We start from the raw sequence: 13,864 nt of genomic DNA on the forward strand, positions 1-13,864 counted from the left end.
CGGGCCTCGCGGGCCCGGTGGCCGGGCCGCTCGGTCCGGGATGCGGGGGCCGGTCGCCGGTGGGCGGCGCCGGGCCCTCGCATTTTTCATGCCCTATACACCTTTCTGCTGTTCTTCTCTTCCCGCGCCCTCTTCCTTCCGGCCCTTCCGGTCCCGCCCTCCCGGCCCCTTCCGATCCCGCTTCCCGGCTCTCCCGCCGCCGGGAATTCTTCGTGAACTCTGCGCGAACGACACGGCGGCATTTCCCGGAATGGGTGACGCCCGGAATTGAGGGCCGATTTTCCGGTGGGCGTGCGCCCCGCCCGCGGCCGGAAAACACCCCGCATTCCGGGCGGCGGCCCGGCGCCGGCCGACCCCATTCCTCCGGTGGCCGGATCGCCGCCGTCCTAAGCTGAGGCGAACGGGTGGGATGCGAGGGGGAGGCGGGAGTCCATGCAGCCGCTGGCAGCGGAGGATCCGGCGGAGATCGGCACGTACAAGCTGCTCGCCCGGCTCGGCGCGGGCGGCATGGGCCGGGTCTACCTGGGGCGCAGCCCCGGCGGCCGGACGGTCGCGGTGAAGGCCGTCCACCCGCAGTTCGCTGCCGACGACGAGTTCCGGGCCAGGTTCCGGCGCGAGGTGGCGTCCGCGCGCCGCGTCGGCGGCACCTGGACCGCGCCCGTCCTGGACGCCGACGCCGAAGCGGCCGTCCCCTGGGTCGCCACCGCGTACGTCGCGGCCCCCGCGCTGGACGCCGCCGTCACCGGCCACGGCCCGCTGCCCGAGCACTCCGTACGGGTCCTGGGCGCGGGCCTGGCCGAGGCGCTGGCCGCCGTGCACGGCCTGGGCCTGGTCCACCGGGACGTGAAGCCGTCCAACGTGCTGCTCACCCTGGACGGCCCGCTGCTCATCGACTTCGGGATCGCCCGTGCCACGGACGGCACCTCCTCGCTCACCGCCACCGGCGTCTCGGTCGGCTCGCCCGGCTACATGGCGCCGGAGCAGATCCTCGGCGACGGCGTCACCGACGCCTCGGACGTCTTCTCGCTGGGCGCGGTCCTGGCGTACGCGGCGACCGGGGAGAGCCCGTTCCCCGGGGACAGCTCGGCCGCGCTGCTCTACAAGGTCGTGCACGAGGAGCCGCGCCTCGGCCCCGAGCTGACCGGCGACCTGCGCGCGCTGGTCTCGGACTGCCTGCTCAAGCGGGCCGGGGACCGGCCGTCGCCCGCCGCGCTGGCCCGGCGGCTGGCGGGGGAGCAGGGCGCGGCGGCCCTGGCGCGCGCGGGATGGCTGCCGCCGCGAGTCGTCGAACAGGTCAGCCGCCGCGCCGTCGAGGTGCTGAACCTGGAGGCGGAGAGCCGGGACGGCCCGCCTTCGGGGGCGGGGAGCGGGCCGCCTCTCGGGCCGGCCCCCGCCGCTCCCGTCGCCGGCTTCGGCCCGCCGGACCCCTCGTACGCGGCCGGCCTGCCGTACGCCGCCGGTCCCGCGTACGGCCCCGGGGCGGCCGGCGGGCCCGCCTCCGGGCCCGTGCCCTTCGACTCCCGGGCCGTGGTTCCGCCGCGCCCGGAGTGGCCGGCGCCCGCGGCCGGCGGCCCCGGAGCGGGCACCGGCTCCGCCCCCTCGCGTCCGTCCGGCGGGAAGGAACGCCGGCTCTCGCTGACCGGCATGGTCGGCGGCCGGGTGCGGCCCCGCCGGCTGAGCTGCACGCTGGTGCTGTCCGTCGCCGGGGCGCTGGCCGCCGCGACCACCGCCGCCTTCGTCTTCCAGCTGCTGCCGGGCGGCGGCGGGAAGGGCGGCGGGGACCAGGCCGGGCCGCCGCCCGCCGCGACCCCGTCCGGCCCGGCGGGCGCCGTGCCCAAGGAGTTCCTCGGCACCTGGACCGGCACCGTCCGGCAGGACGACGGCTCGCCCAACGGCTCGGTCCTGGTGACCGTCGGCAAGGGGGCCGTGGGCGAGAAGGTGGCGAAGCTGACGTACGACGTGATGATCGCGAAGTGTCATGCCTCCGGCGAGCTGCGCGCGGCCACCGCCCGCCGGCTCACCCTCGAGGAGACGGCGGACGCCGACGCGGGCGCGCTGTGCACGGGGCAGACCGCGACCGTCACCCTCACCCGGGACGGCGACGGCCTCGCCTACGCCTCCGACGACGAGCGGGGCGGCCGCCCGACCGCCCGCCTCTCCCGGGCCGGCTGACGCCGGGCCCGCGCGTACCGGACGAACCGGCCGACCGCCAGCGGCCCCGTCGGACCCCTGGCGTACGCTGGATCGGGCGTGACGCATGCCCGTTCAAGAACCTCGAAGGGACGCCCGGTGACCGAGAACGCCGACCTCCAGTCCGTACTCGACCGCGCCGCGGAAGGCGGGCGGATCACCCCCGAGGAAGCCGTCGAGCTGTACCGGGACGCTCCGCTGCACGCCCTCGGCAAGGCCGCCGACGCCGTGCGCCGCCGTCGCTACGCCGGCACGGAGCACATCGCGACGTACATCATCGAGCGGAACATCAACTACACGAACTCGTGCGTGACGGCGTGCAAGTTCTGCGCCTTCTTCGCCGCGCCCAAGAGCCCCGACGTGTGGACGCGGGACCTCGACGACATCCTGCGCCGCTGCGCGGAGACCGTGGAGCTGGGCGGCACCCAGATCATGTTCCAGGGCGGCCACCACCCGGACTACGGCGTCGAGTACTACGAAGAGCACTTCGCGGCGATCAAGAAGGCGTACCCGCAGCTGGTCATCCACTCCCTCGGCGCCTCCGAGGTCGAGCACATGGCCCGTATCTCCAAGGTCTCCACCAAGGAGGCGATCCAGCGCATCCACGCCGCCGGTCTCGACTCCTTCGCGGGCGCCGGCGCCGAGCTGCTCCCGGCCCGCCCCCGCAAGGCCATCGCCCCGCTGAAGGAGTCCGGCGAGCGCTGGCTGGAGATCATGGAGGAGGCCCACAACCTGGGCGTCGAGTCCACCTCCACCATGCTCATGGGTACGGGCGAGACCAACGCCGAGCGCATCGAGCACCTCCGCATGATCCGTGACGTACAGGACCGGACGGGCGGCTTCCGCGCGTTCATCCCGTACACCTACCAGCCGCAGAACAACGCGCTGAAGGGCCGCACCCAGGCCACGCTCTTCGAGTACCTGCGGATGATCGCGATCGCCCGGATCTTCCTCGACAACGTCGCCCACATCCAGGGCTCCTGGCTGACCACCGGCAAGGAGGTCGGCCAGCTGTCGCTGCACTACGGCGCGGACGACCTCGGCTCGATCATGCTGGAGGAGAACGTCGTCTCCTCGGCCGGTGCCAAGCACCGCTCCAACCGCCAGGAGATCATCGACCTGATCCGCAAGGCGGGCCGCGTCCCGGCGCAGCGCGCCACGACGTACGAGCACCTCGTCGTCCACGACGACCCGGCGAACGACCCGGTCGACGACCGCGTCACCTCGCACATCTCCTCCACGGCGTTCGACAAGGCCAAGGCCCACCCCGAGCTGAAGCTCGTCGAAGCCAACTGAGCCGCCCGCCATGCTGACCCTGCACCACGTCCGCGCGGTCGAGGCCGCTTCGACCGCCGGCACCCCGCCCGGTGGCCCGGCCCCCGGCGCGGACGCGGTGCTGGTCTCCGGCTCCCGCATCGAGGCCATCGGACCGTACGGGGAGCTGGCCGCCGAGTACGGCGAGCGGGCGCGGGTGCGCGAGTGGGACGGCGTACTGACCCCCGGCCGCCACGAGCCCGACGGCGCCGCGTATCTGGAGGCGGCCTACCACCCCGACCCGCGCGAGGCCGCCGAGCTGGGCACCGAGCCGATCCGCGGCGCGGACCTCGCCGCCCTCGACCTGACCGACACCCGCTGGGGCGGCAGCGCCCGCCGCGGCCTCCAGCGATTGCTGTCCACCGGTACGACGTCCCTCACGGGCCCCTTCACCCGCCCGTCGGTCCGCACGGCGGTGACCCGCTCGGGCCTGCGGGACCGTCCGACCACCCTCGCCCCCGGCGCCCCCGCCGACTTCACGGTCCTCGCGGCGGACGGCACCTGCCTGGCCACGGCCCTCGGTGGCCGCCTGGTGTACCGGCGGCGCTGAATCCCGGCCCATCCCTTCGGGCGACGGTACGGTCATATACAGGACCGCGACTCGTACCCGCGTCCACACCCGCGTCCATGGGAGCAGTGATGAGCACTGACCGGATGGTGAAGGCAACTCCTGAAACCTGGATGTTCCCGCCTGCTGAAGGCTGGACGTATGACCAGGTGAAGGACTTGGAGGTGCCCTTCGACTGGGAACTTGTGGACGGAGTAATCGTGGTGCGGGGGATGGCCAAGTGGTGGCATGACCAGGTGCGGGATCAGCTACTCATCCGGTTGAGTCAGGCGTTGCCGGAGGCACACTACGGAGTCAATGCCGAGCGTTGCGTCAAGCTCGACGAGCACAACGTCGTCAAGCCTGACGTCCTCGTGTACGACGTACGCGACCTGGACCTCTTCACCATGGACTGCACGCCGGCGGAGAGGGTGAAGCTGGCGGTCGAGGTGGTGTCCCCCAACTCGATGATTGATGACCGAGCGCGGAAGCCGGCCCTCTACGCGGCGGCAGGGGTGCCGTTTTACTGGCGGGTGGAACGCGACTGCGACGACATCCCCGAAGTGCATGAGTTCTGGCTGCACACTGCTACGGGTGCGTACATCTCTGCCCCAGAACACCCTCAGCACAATCTCAAGCTGGAGACCGACCGTCCCTTCCCGATCACCATCGACCTCGCTGGCGTAGTCGGGCTCTGAAGTGCCGCCCGCAGGGCACCGCACCCCGTGGTGAACAATGGCATGCGTGACCCGAGCATCCCTGGACAAGCAGCCGCACGAAGTCGCCTCGATGTTCGACGACGTGGCGGAACGGTACGACCTCACCAACGACGTGCTGTCCCTCGGGCAGACGCGGCTGTGGCGGAAGGCCGTGGACCGCGCGGTGGCCGCGCGCCCGGCCGAACGGGTGCTGGACCTCGCGGCCGGTACGGGCACCTCCTCCGTGCCGTTCGCCCGCACCGGCGCGTACGTCGTGCCGTGCGACTTCTCCACCGGGATGCTCCGCGAGGGCAAGAAGCGGCAGCCGTGGCTGCCCTTCACCGCCGGTGACGCGATGAAGCTGCCCTTCGCGGACGGCGTGTTCGACGCCGTGACGATCTCCTTCGGGCTGCGGAACGTCCAGGACACGGACGCCGCGCTGGCCGAGCTGTACCGCGTGACCAAGCCCGGCGGCCGGGTCGTCATCTGCGAGTTCAGCCACCCGACGTGGGCGCCCTTCCGGACCGTCTACACCGAGTACCTGATGCGCGCGCTGCCGCCGGTCGCGACCGCGGTCAGCTCCAACCCCGACGCGTACGTCTACCTCGCCGACTCCATCCGCGCCTGGCCCGACCAGCCCGCGCTGGCCGCCCGGCTGCAGCGCGCCGGCTGGTCGAAGGTCGCCTGGCGCAACCTCACGGGCGGCATCGTCGCGCTGCACCGGGGGACGAAGCCGGCGGCCTAGGCCCGTCGGCGGGTGCTCAGAGGTCCAGCCGGTGGCAGAGGCCCGTCACCTTCGACACCGGGGAGATGAACGTTTCCGCCTGCCGCATGCCGAGGCGCCGGGTCACCGCGATCGAGCGGGCGTTGCGCGCGTCCACCATCGCCACGACGTGCCGTACCCCGGCCGCCCGTACCTCCGTCAGGGCGAGCCGGGCGGCGGCGGTGGCGTAGCCCCTGCCCCAGTACTTCCGGCCCAGCCGCCAGCCGATCTCCGTCTCGCCGACCGGACCCCACTCCGTGCTCGGCCACGGCTGCGCGCCGGTGAAGCCGATCACCGCGCCGTCCGCCGGGTCGAGCATCGTGTAGAAGCAGTAGCCGCGTTCGGCGTGGTGGCGGCGCTGGCGCGCGGTCAGCTCCTCGTAGACCGACAGTTCGGCGGACGTGCCGCCGTGGAACTCCATGACCTCCGGGTCGTCGAACACCCCGTGCCAGTTCCACGCGTCCTCCTCGGTGGGGACGCGCAGCTCGACAGGGGGGAGGGGCGGAAGCGGCTGCTGCATGGGCCAACCCTTCGGGTTCGGATCACATCGGCCTGCATAGACTGCACGGGTCCAGTGCCGGTCGGCACCCAGATATCGAGTTCCGGGAGATTACGCCGTGACCGACGTGACCGAGGCCGACGCGCCCACCCAGGCCCGCTCCGAGCACACCGCCGATGTGATCGTCGTGGGGGCCGGTCCGGCCGGCTCGGCGACCGCGTACCACCTCGCCAAGTCGGGCCTGGACGTCCTCCTGCTGGAGAAGACGGCCTTCCCGCGCGAGAAGGTCTGCGGCGACGGCCTCACTCCTCGTGCCACCAAGCAGCTCGTGTCGATGGGCATCGACATCTCCGAAGAGGCCGGCTGGCTGCGCAACAAGGGCCTGCGGATCATCGGCGGCGGCGTACGGCTGCAGCTGGACTGGCCGGACCTCGCCTCGTACCCGAACTACGGACTCGTCCGTAAGCGCGACGACTTCGACGAGCAGCTGGCCCGGCAGGCGCAGAAGGCCGGCGCCCGGCTGTACGAGCGCTGCAACGTCGGCGCGCCGATCATCAACGACCTCACCGGCCGCATCGAGGGCGTGACCGCCAAGCTCGGCGAGGAGAAGACCCCGGTCTCCTTCCACGCCCCGCTCGTGGTCGCCGCGGACGGCAACTCCACCCGGCTGTCGCTGGCCATGGGCCTGCACCGGCGCGAGGACCGGCCGATGGGCGTCGCGGTCCGTACGTACTTCGAGTCGCCGCGCCACGACGACGACTACCTGGAGTCCTGGCTGGAGCTGTGGGACCGCAGCGGCCCGCAGGACCGTCTGCTGCCCGGCTACGGCTGGATCTTCGGCATGGGCGACGGCACCTCCAACGTGGGCCTCGGCGTGCTGAACACCTCCAGCTCCTTCAAGGAGCTGGACTGGCGCGAGATCCTCAAGGCCTGGTGCGCCTCGATGCCGGAGGACTGGGGCTACACCCCGGACAACATGACGGGCCCGATCCGCGGCGCCGCGCTCCCCATGGCATTCAACCGGCAGCCGCACTACACCAAGGGTCTGCTGCTGGTCGGTGACGCGGGCGGTCTGGTGAACCCGTTCAACGGCGAGGGCATCGCGTACGCCATGGAGTCCGGCCAGATCGCCGCCGACGTCATCGTGCAGGCGCACGCGCGCGCCACGTACGCGCAGCGCGAGCTGGCTCTCCAGCGGTACCCGAAGGTCCTCAAGGACACCTACGGCGGCTACTACTCCCTCGGCCGCGCCTTCGTGAAGCTCATCGGCAACCCGAAGGTGATGAAGATGGCCACGCAGCGCGGTCTGACCCATCCGATGCTGATGAAGTTCACCCTGAAGATGCTGGCCAACCTGACGGACCCCACCGGCGGCGACGCCATGGACCGCATCATCAACGGCCTGAGCAAGGTCGCCCCGAAGGCCTGACACCGGGCGCACCCCGCCCGACCTGCCGCCATCGGCCCCGCCGGTGGCGGCTTCGTGCTGCTCGCCTCCGCCGCCCTGCGCCGCCACGCCGCTCTGCTCCGGGGCGTGCGGGGCGTACTCGTATCGAATGTTTGACCGAGCATGCGTCTTGACACGCCAAGTTGGCGGATTGTGCCTGCTGTCTTCGCGCCGTGCCTGCGGTCAGGCTGGTGGCACGGAAAGTCCCGAGCTGACCACGGAGCGTGAACCATGGGGATGCCGAGGGCATGGCGCCGGATGCTGAGGGGGGAGCCATGAGTGACGTCCGGGAGGGCGACGAACGGGGCGAGGCCATGGAGCGCACCGAACCGGCGGCACCGCCGGCGGACGCGAAGGGCGTACCGGACCGGAACGCGGAGCTGCGCGCGAGGGTGCGCGAGGCCAACCGGCAGAGCAGGCTCCGGCCGAGGTGAGGGATCCTGGAGGGACAGCAGCCGCCGTCCGGCACGTCCGAAGGGATCCGTCATGTCCGCCGCACCCGTCAACGGACCCGATGCCGCCGGCGGTGCCGGTGCGGGCGGCGCCACCGGCGGACCGCTCTCCGTCGACCGGGCGCTGGACGTGCTCGACGCGGTGGCCGGGTCGGCGGGGCCGGTGACGGCCAAGGCGCTGGCCCGCCGGCTGGGCTGTTCGCTGTCCACGGTCTACAACCTGCTGGCGCCGCTGACCGCGCGCGGCCATCTGACGCGCACGGGCGGCGGCTACGCCCTGGGGCCCCGAGTGCCCGCGCTGCACCGGGCCTTCCAGCGGCAGACGGGCATCGAGGACGGCGCGCGCGAGCTGCTGCTGGGCGTACGGCGCGCCACGGGCACGCACGCGTACCTCAGCGCGGTGGGACGCGGCCGGATCGCGGTCGTCGACAGCACGCTCCCGGTGTCGGCGGCCGGCGGCCCGTTCGCGGTGGGGCCCGACCACGGCGCGCACGCCACCGCGCACGGCAAGGTCCTGCTCGCCGCCCTGAAGCGGCCCGCGCGCCGCCGCTATGTCGCCGCGCACGGCCTGCCCCGGCTGACGGACCGTACGATCACCTCGCCCGAGCGCTTCGAGGCGGAGCTGGCGCGGGTGCGCCGGGACGGGATCGCCGTGTCGGTGGGGGAGACCGACCCGGCACACACCTGCCTCGCCGTACGCCTCCCGGGCGAGGGCCCCGACGGCTCCGTCCGCGCGCTGTCGGTCTCGCTGCCGACCGCCGACTACCCCGCGCGCCGGGGCGAGCTGGCGTCCGTGCTGCTCCGCGCGGCGGCCGGGGCCTGAGCGGCCGTACCGGCACGGGGCGCGGGCCGGGCGGCGGGTTTTCCGGCATCGGTGGAATGGCGGCCGTGCCGGCTCGCGGTGACGCCCGCTCCGGCGCACAGTGGTCGCATGATTTTCATCGCTGTGAAGTTCACCGTCCGGCCGGAGAAGAGCGACGAGTGGCTGTCGCTGACCGAGCCCTTCACGCTCGCCACCCGCGCCGAGCCGGGCAACATCTTCTTCGAGTGGTCCCGGAGCGTCGAGAACCCGCACCAGTTCGTGCTGCTGGAGGCGTTCGCCGGCCAGGAAGCGGGCGCCGCGCACGTGCAGTCCGACCACTTCAAGGACGCCATCGAGCTGATGTCCGGCCTCGTCGCGAGCACCCCGGAGATCATCAACGTCGAGACCGAGGGCACCGGCTGGGGCGAGATGGCCGAGGTCACGCCGCGCGCGTAGCCGCGCAAATCCGCCCGTAAGGTGCGGAGTACGGCGAAAGGGCCGTCGTTCCCGAGCGGGGGAACGACGGCCCTTTCGCCGTGTGTGCGGCCCTGGGAGAGGCCGGTGAGCCCGAAGTGCCTCAGCGGACGCGGACGGCGCCCGTCGGCTGGTCGTAGCTCATGTCGCGCTGCACGACGCCGGTGCTGGAGTTCTGCGCACCGATGAACTGGCCGCCGCCGATGTAGACCCCGACGTGGTACGCGCTGCCCGCGCTGCCCCAGTAGAGGATGTCGCCCACCTGGAGGTTGTCCAGGCCCACCTGGGTGCCGGCGGTCGACTGGTCCTGGGAGACGCGCGGCAGGTCGATGCCGATCTGCCGGAACGCGGCCTGGGTGAGGCCGGAGCAGTCGTACGCGGACGGGCCGGTCGCGCCGCTCACGTACGCCTTGCCGACCTGGGCCTTGAGGAAGCTCACCAGGGAGGCGGTGGAGCCGCTGAGCGAGCCGGTGTCCACCGAGGCGGAGGCGGACAGGAGGGGGCCACGGTCCGCGGAGCGCGAAGCGCGGGCCTGCTCGGCCTCCTTGGCCTTGCGGGCCGCGGCGGCCTTCTTCTCCGCCTCGGCCTTGCGCTTGGCCTCGACGGCCTTGTCCTTGGCCTTCTGGGCGGCCTTGTCGGCCTTGGAGAAGACCGAGTCCTGCGCTGCCTGCAGCTCGTACTGGTCCGCAACCTGCTGGGTGGTGTCCGCGGTCTTCGCCACGGACGTCGCGAGCTCAGCGGTGATGGTCGGCAGCTCCTGGGTCTCGGAGGCCGGCTTCTCAGCGGTGGCGTTCGCGGGGACGGCGGTACCGGTCACCGCCAGCGTGAGGATGCCACCGGTGAACCCTGCGCGCACGGCCCGCGAGGTCGCGGAACGGCGGGGCTTCCGGTGGCTGGGTATGAGTGCGTTCGGGGACATGGCACCACGGCTATCAGGCCCCACAGGTTGCTGCCAACAAAGGTGGTGTGCACCACTTTTGACGCGTACACGGTGAACAAAACGGGCCAATCGGCCAGCCCTGAACCGGCCCGAGCCGTGTCCGAATTTCGTGATCATGTTCCTGCGCATGGCATTTACCGCTCGATGCGCGTCAGCACGGCACTTACCACCTTCGCAACCGACTCGCCAATGCTTCCCGAGCGTCAAGGTTTTAGAGATGTGAAGCGCGTGGGATAGCTCACTCCTGAGTGACCGTTATGTCCTCGTGATGCGCGCTCGTGAAGGGATGCACGTACCGACGATCACGGCGAGGTCACGACTGGGTCACGCGGACGGGTGGGCACGCGCTATCAGTTGACGGTGTCCAGCGCCAATTTGCTTGCGCTGCGTCACTCTTGATAGTGCGGCCACCTCCCTGACCAGCGGCGACCGCTGGTTTTGTCACGTGAAGTGATCACTCGGACGCTTCCGGTGCGAAGGTCACCGCTCATCCGACTTCATGATCCTTCGTCAGGTGGTGGAGATCACAAAGTCGTTGTCGCACCCCGTGTCGCAGATCACAGACCCGCGGGCATAAGATGCAGGCGGCCAGGGCTTGTGAACTGCCTCACATGGGCGCGATCTCTGTCGCGTCCCGTCGAGGAGTGAACGGGCCCGAGGCCGGACCGCCAACCAGTCATCGTCGACTGAAGGGAGCGAGGACGGTGAACGCCTATGCGCCCATCCTCGTACTGGGAGCCCTCGGGGCAGGCTTTGCGATCTTCTCTGTCGTCATGGCCACGCTCGTCGGACCCAGGCGCTACAACCGGGCCAAGCTCGAGGCGTACGAGTGCGGGATCGAGCCGACCCCACAGCCTTCAGGCGGCGGTCGCTTTCCGATCAAGTACTACCTGACGGCGATGCTCTTCATCGTCTTCGACATCGAGATCGTCTTCCTCTACCCCTGGGCCGTCACCTTCGACGCCCTGGGGCTGTTCGGGCTCGTCGAGATGCTGCTCTTCGCGCTCACCGTCTTCGTCGCCTACGCCTATGTCTGGCGCCGCGGCGGCCTGGAATGGGACTAGGGGTCACCCAATGGGACTTGAAGAGAAGCTGCCCAGCGGCTTTCTGCTGAGCACCGTCGAACAGGCCGCGGGATGGGTGCGCAAGTCATCGGTCTTCCCGGCGACCTTCGGGCTCGCGTGCTGCGCCATCGAGATGATGACCACCGGAGCCGGCCGCTACGACCTGGCCCGCTTCGGCATGGAGGTCTTCCGCGGCTCGCCGCGCCAGGCCGACCTGATGATCGTGGCCGGCCGGGTCAGCCAGAAGATGGCGCCCGTCCTCCGCCAGGTCTACGACCAGATGCCGAACCCGAAGTGGGTCATCTCCATGGGCGTCTGCGCCTCGTCGGGCGGCATGTTCAACAACTACGCCATCGTGCAGGGCGTCGACCACGTCGTCCCGGTCGACATCTACCTCCCGGGCTGCCCGCCGCGCCCGGAAATGCTCATGGACGCCATCCTCAAGCTCCACGAGAAGATCCAGGGCTCCAAGCTCGGGGTCAACGCCGAGGAAGCGGCCCGCGAGGCGGAGGAGGCGGCGCTCAAGGCACTCCCGACGATCGAGATGAAGGGGCTGCTGCGGTGAGCGACCCGAAGAACGGCGCGGACGGCGCGAAGAACGGTACGGGGGCCAACGGGGTCAACCCGGACAAGGACCTCAACGCGCAGAACCTCCCCGGCCAGCGCGGCGACCACGGCGAGGTCATCGGCGTCCGCCGCGGCATGTTCGGCGCGAACAACGGCGGCGACACCTCCGGCTACGGCGGCCTCGTCCGGACCGTACGGCTGCCCGGCGCCGCCTCCCGGCCGTACGGCGGATGGTTCGACGAGGTCGCGGACGAGCTGGAAGGCGCGCTGGACGAGCAGGGCCTGGTCCCCGAGAACGTCATCGAGAAGACCGTCGTGGACCGCGACGAGCTGACCTTCCACATCGCCCGCGAATTCCTGCCGACCGTCGCGAAGACCCTCCGCGACGACCCGGCCCTCCGCTTCGAGCTGTGCACCGGCGTCAGCGCCGTGCACTTCCCCGGCGACAAGGGCCGTGAGCTGCACGCCGTCTACCACCTGCGGTCGATCACCCACACCCGGCTGATCCGGCTGGAGGTCTCCGCGCCCGACGCCGACCCGCACATCCCGTCGGTCGTGAGCGTCTACCCGACCAACGACTGGCACGAGCGCGAGGCCTACGACTTCTTCGGGATGATCTTCGACGGACACCCGGCGCTCACCCGGATCATGATGCCGGACGACTGGCAGGGCTTCCCGCAGCGCAAGGACTACCCGCTCGGCGGCATCCCCGTCGAGTACAAGGGCGCCCAGATCCCGGCTCCCGACCAGCGGAGGTCGTACACCTGATGTCCACTTCCCATGCGACTCCTCGCGAGACCACGGAAGGCACCGTCTACACGGTCACCGGCGGCGACTGGGACGAGGTCGTCGAGGCCGCGGCCAAGGCGGACGACGAGCGCATCGTCGTCAACATGGGCCCGCAGCACCCCTCCACGCACGGCGTGCTCCGGCTCATCCTGGAGATCGACGGCGAGACCGTCACCGAGGCCCGCTGCGGCATCGGCTACCTCCACACCGGCATCGAGAAGAACCTCGAATACCGCACGTGGACCCAGGGCACGACCTTCGTCACGCGGATGGACTACCTGACGCCGTTCTTCAACGAGACGGCGTACTGCCTGGCCGTGGAGAAGCTGCTCGGCATCACCGACGACATCCCGGACCGGGCTTCGATCATCCGCGTGATGCTCATGGAGCTGAACCGGCTCTCCTCCCACCTGGTGTGCATCGCCACCGGCGGCATGGAGCTCGGTGCCACCACGATAATGATCTACGGCTTCCGCGACCGCGAACTGGTCCTGGACATCTACGAGCTGATCACCGGCCTGCGCATGAACCACGCGTACGTCCGGCCCGGCGGCCTCGCCCAGGACCTGCCGCCCGGCACCGTCGACCAGGTACGCGCCTTCGTGAAGAAGATGCGCAAGAACCTCCCGGAGTACGACAAGCTCGCCACCGGCAGCCCGGTCTTCAAGGGCCGGATGGAGGGCATCGGCTATCTGGACCTGGCCGGCTGCCTGGCCACCGGCGCCACCGGCCCGGTCCTGCGCTCCGCCGGCCTGCCGCACGACCTGCGCAAGACCGACCCGTACTGCGGCTACGAGACCTACGACTTCGAGGTCCCGACCACCGACACCTGCGACTCCTACGGCCGCTTCCTGCTCCGCCTGGAGGAGATGCGGCAGTCGCTGCGCATCATCGAGCAGTGCCTGGACCGGCTGGAGCCCGGCCCGGTCATGGTCGGGGACAAGAAGATCGCCTGGCCCGCGCAGCTCGCGCTCGGCCCGGACGGCCTCGGCAACTCCCTGGACCACATCAAGAAGATCATGGGCACCTCCATGGAGGCCCTGATCCACCACTTCAAGCTGGTGACGGAGGGCTTCCGGGTCCCGCCCGGCCAGGCCTACGCGGCCGTGGAGTCCCCCAAGGGCGAGCTGGGCGTGCACGCGGTCAGCGACGGCGGCACCCGCCCGTACCGCGTCCACTTCCGCGACCCCTCCTTCACCAACCTGCAGGCCATGGCGGCCATGTGCGAAGGCGGCCAGGTCGCCGACGTCATCGTCGCCGTCGCGTCCATCGACCCCGTGATGGGAGGCGTCGACCGGTGACAGACGTCAGTTTGGGG

Annotated in this window: 14 protein-coding genes and 1 pseudogene; 13 read left to right on the forward strand and 2 right to left on the reverse strand. The window is 71.0% G+C overall.

What is annotated here, in order from left to right; genetic code table 11:
* Positions 1 to 432 precede the first annotated feature (432 nt).
* From ACZ6WH_RS25200 to ACZ6WH_RS25220, 5 genes are all read left to right on the forward strand, one after another.
* The gene (locus tag ACZ6WH_RS25200; protein ID WP_469730862.1) at positions 433 to 2,172 is read left to right on the forward strand and encodes a serine/threonine-protein kinase; all 1,740 of its coding nucleotides are present in this window, start codon (positions 433 to 435) and stop codon (positions 2,170 to 2,172) included.
* Positions 2,173 to 2,289: 117 nt separating this feature from the next.
* Complete coding sequence (gene mqnC / locus ACZ6WH_RS25205; protein WP_432856195.1) at positions 2,290 to 3,486, forward strand: cyclic dehypoxanthinyl futalosine synthase; 1,197 nt, start codon at positions 2,290 to 2,292, stop codon at positions 3,484 to 3,486.
* 10 nt (positions 3,487 to 3,496) lie between these two features.
* Complete coding sequence (locus ACZ6WH_RS25210) at positions 3,497 to 4,054, forward strand: imidazolonepropionase-like domain-containing protein (protein WP_469730864.1); 558 nt, start codon at positions 3,497 to 3,499, stop codon at positions 4,052 to 4,054.
* An 89-nt stretch (positions 4,055 to 4,143) separates the two neighbouring features.
* Positions 4,144 to 4,749 (forward strand): Uma2 family endonuclease, encoded by a 606-nt coding sequence (locus ACZ6WH_RS25215; RefSeq protein ID WP_469730866.1) that lies wholly within the window; start codon positions 4,144 to 4,146, stop codon positions 4,747 to 4,749.
* A gap of 46 nt (positions 4,750 to 4,795) precedes the next feature.
* On the forward strand, positions 4,796 to 5,494 hold the full coding sequence (locus ACZ6WH_RS25220) for a demethylmenaquinone methyltransferase (protein ID WP_469730867.1): 699 nt from the start codon (positions 4,796 to 4,798) through the stop codon (positions 5,492 to 5,494).
* A gap of 16 nt (positions 5,495 to 5,510) precedes the next feature.
* On the opposite strand, the gene ACZ6WH_RS25225 is transcribed toward ACZ6WH_RS25220, so the two are convergent.
* Positions 5,511 to 6,032, reverse strand: a complete 522-nt coding sequence (locus ACZ6WH_RS25225) for a GNAT family N-acetyltransferase (protein ID WP_469730869.1) — start codon at positions 6,030 to 6,032, stop codon at positions 5,511 to 5,513.
* A 55-nt stretch (positions 6,033 to 6,087) separates the two neighbouring features.
* Here ACZ6WH_RS25225 and ACZ6WH_RS25230 point away from each other — a divergent pair.
* From ACZ6WH_RS25230 to ACZ6WH_RS25245, 4 genes and pseudogenes are all read left to right on the forward strand, one after another.
* Positions 6,088 to 7,440: pseudogene (locus ACZ6WH_RS25230) on the forward strand (geranylgeranyl reductase family protein); the annotation flags it as partial.
* Between the two features lie 293 nt (positions 7,441 to 7,733).
* Positions 7,734 to 7,892: a hypothetical protein gene (locus tag ACZ6WH_RS25235; protein ID WP_469730871.1), complete on the forward strand. Its 159-nt coding sequence runs from the start codon at positions 7,734 to 7,736 to the stop codon at positions 7,890 to 7,892.
* Between the two features lie 52 nt (positions 7,893 to 7,944).
* Positions 7,945 to 8,733: an IclR family transcriptional regulator gene (locus tag ACZ6WH_RS25240; RefSeq protein WP_361558030.1), complete on the forward strand. Its 789-nt coding sequence runs from the start codon at positions 7,945 to 7,947 to the stop codon at positions 8,731 to 8,733.
* Between the two features lie 108 nt (positions 8,734 to 8,841).
* A complete protein-coding gene (locus ACZ6WH_RS25245) occupies positions 8,842 to 9,168 on the forward strand; it encodes a putative quinol monooxygenase (protein ID WP_361558033.1) in 327 nt (108 codons plus the stop codon).
* Positions 9,169 to 9,289: 121 nt separating this feature from the next.
* Here the strand turns inward: ACZ6WH_RS25245 and ACZ6WH_RS25250 are convergent, their stop codons facing one another.
* Positions 9,290 to 10,105 (reverse strand): C40 family peptidase, encoded by an 816-nt coding sequence (locus ACZ6WH_RS25250; protein WP_399709880.1) that lies wholly within the window; start codon positions 10,103 to 10,105, stop codon positions 9,290 to 9,292.
* 725 nt (positions 10,106 to 10,830) lie between these two features.
* Between ACZ6WH_RS25250 and ACZ6WH_RS25255 the strand changes: the two genes are divergently transcribed.
* From ACZ6WH_RS25255 to ACZ6WH_RS25270, 4 genes are read left to right on the forward strand one after another with little or no spacing between them, the layout of a single operon-like run.
* Entirely contained in the window at positions 10,831 to 11,190 is a 360-nt protein-coding gene (locus ACZ6WH_RS25255; RefSeq protein WP_030262580.1) for an NADH-quinone oxidoreductase subunit A, read from the forward strand.
* Positions 11,191 to 11,200: 10 nt separating this feature from the next.
* Entirely contained in the window at positions 11,201 to 11,755 is a 555-nt protein-coding gene (locus ACZ6WH_RS25260; RefSeq protein ID WP_361558040.1) for a NuoB/complex I 20 kDa subunit family protein, read from the forward strand.
* Entirely contained in the window at positions 11,752 to 12,525 is a 774-nt protein-coding gene (locus ACZ6WH_RS25265) for an NADH-quinone oxidoreductase subunit C (protein ID WP_469730875.1), read from the forward strand. Before ACZ6WH_RS25260 ends, ACZ6WH_RS25265 begins: the two co-directional genes overlap by 4 nt.
* Positions 12,525 to 13,847: an NADH-quinone oxidoreductase subunit D gene (locus tag ACZ6WH_RS25270; RefSeq protein WP_432856173.1), complete on the forward strand. Its 1,323-nt coding sequence runs from the start codon at positions 12,525 to 12,527 to the stop codon at positions 13,845 to 13,847. The genes ACZ6WH_RS25265 and ACZ6WH_RS25270 overlap by 1 nt, the downstream gene beginning before the upstream one ends.
* The last annotated feature ends 17 nt before the right edge of the window (positions 13,848 to 13,864 follow it).

The organism is Streptomyces sp. NPDC050806, assembly GCF_055586425.1.

Excerpts from the sequence above, each read along its gene's own strand:
- ACZ6WH_RS25245 (WP_361558033.1), top strand. The coding sequence starts at position 8,842 with ATGATTTTCATCGCTGTGAAGTTCACCGTCCGGCCGGAGAAGAGCGAC.
- ACZ6WH_RS25270 (WP_432856173.1), top strand. The coding sequence starts at position 12,525 with ATGTCCACTTCCCATGCGACTCCTCGCGAGACCACGGAAGGCACCGTC.
- ACZ6WH_RS25250 (WP_399709880.1), bottom strand. The coding sequence starts at position 10,105 with ATGTCCCCGAACGCACTCATACCCAGCCACCGGAAGCCCCGCCGTTCC.
- ACZ6WH_RS25210 (WP_469730864.1), top strand. The coding sequence starts at position 3,497 with ATGCTGACCCTGCACCACGTCCGCGCGGTCGAGGCCGCTTCGACCGCC.
- ACZ6WH_RS25215 (WP_469730866.1), top strand. The coding sequence starts at position 4,144 with ATGAGCACTGACCGGATGGTGAAGGCAACTCCTGAAACCTGGATGTTC.
- ACZ6WH_RS25235 (WP_469730871.1), top strand. The coding sequence starts at position 7,734 with ATGAGTGACGTCCGGGAGGGCGACGAACGGGGCGAGGCCATGGAGCGC.
- ACZ6WH_RS25200 (WP_469730862.1), top strand. The coding sequence starts at position 433 with ATGCAGCCGCTGGCAGCGGAGGATCCGGCGGAGATCGGCACGTACAAG.
- ACZ6WH_RS25240 (WP_361558030.1), top strand. The coding sequence starts at position 7,945 with ATGTCCGCCGCACCCGTCAACGGACCCGATGCCGCCGGCGGTGCCGGT.
- ACZ6WH_RS25225 (WP_469730869.1), bottom strand. The coding sequence starts at position 6,032 with ATGCAGCAGCCGCTTCCGCCCCTCCCCCCTGTCGAGCTGCGCGTCCCC.
- ACZ6WH_RS25260 (WP_361558040.1), top strand. The coding sequence starts at position 11,201 with ATGGGACTTGAAGAGAAGCTGCCCAGCGGCTTTCTGCTGAGCACCGTC.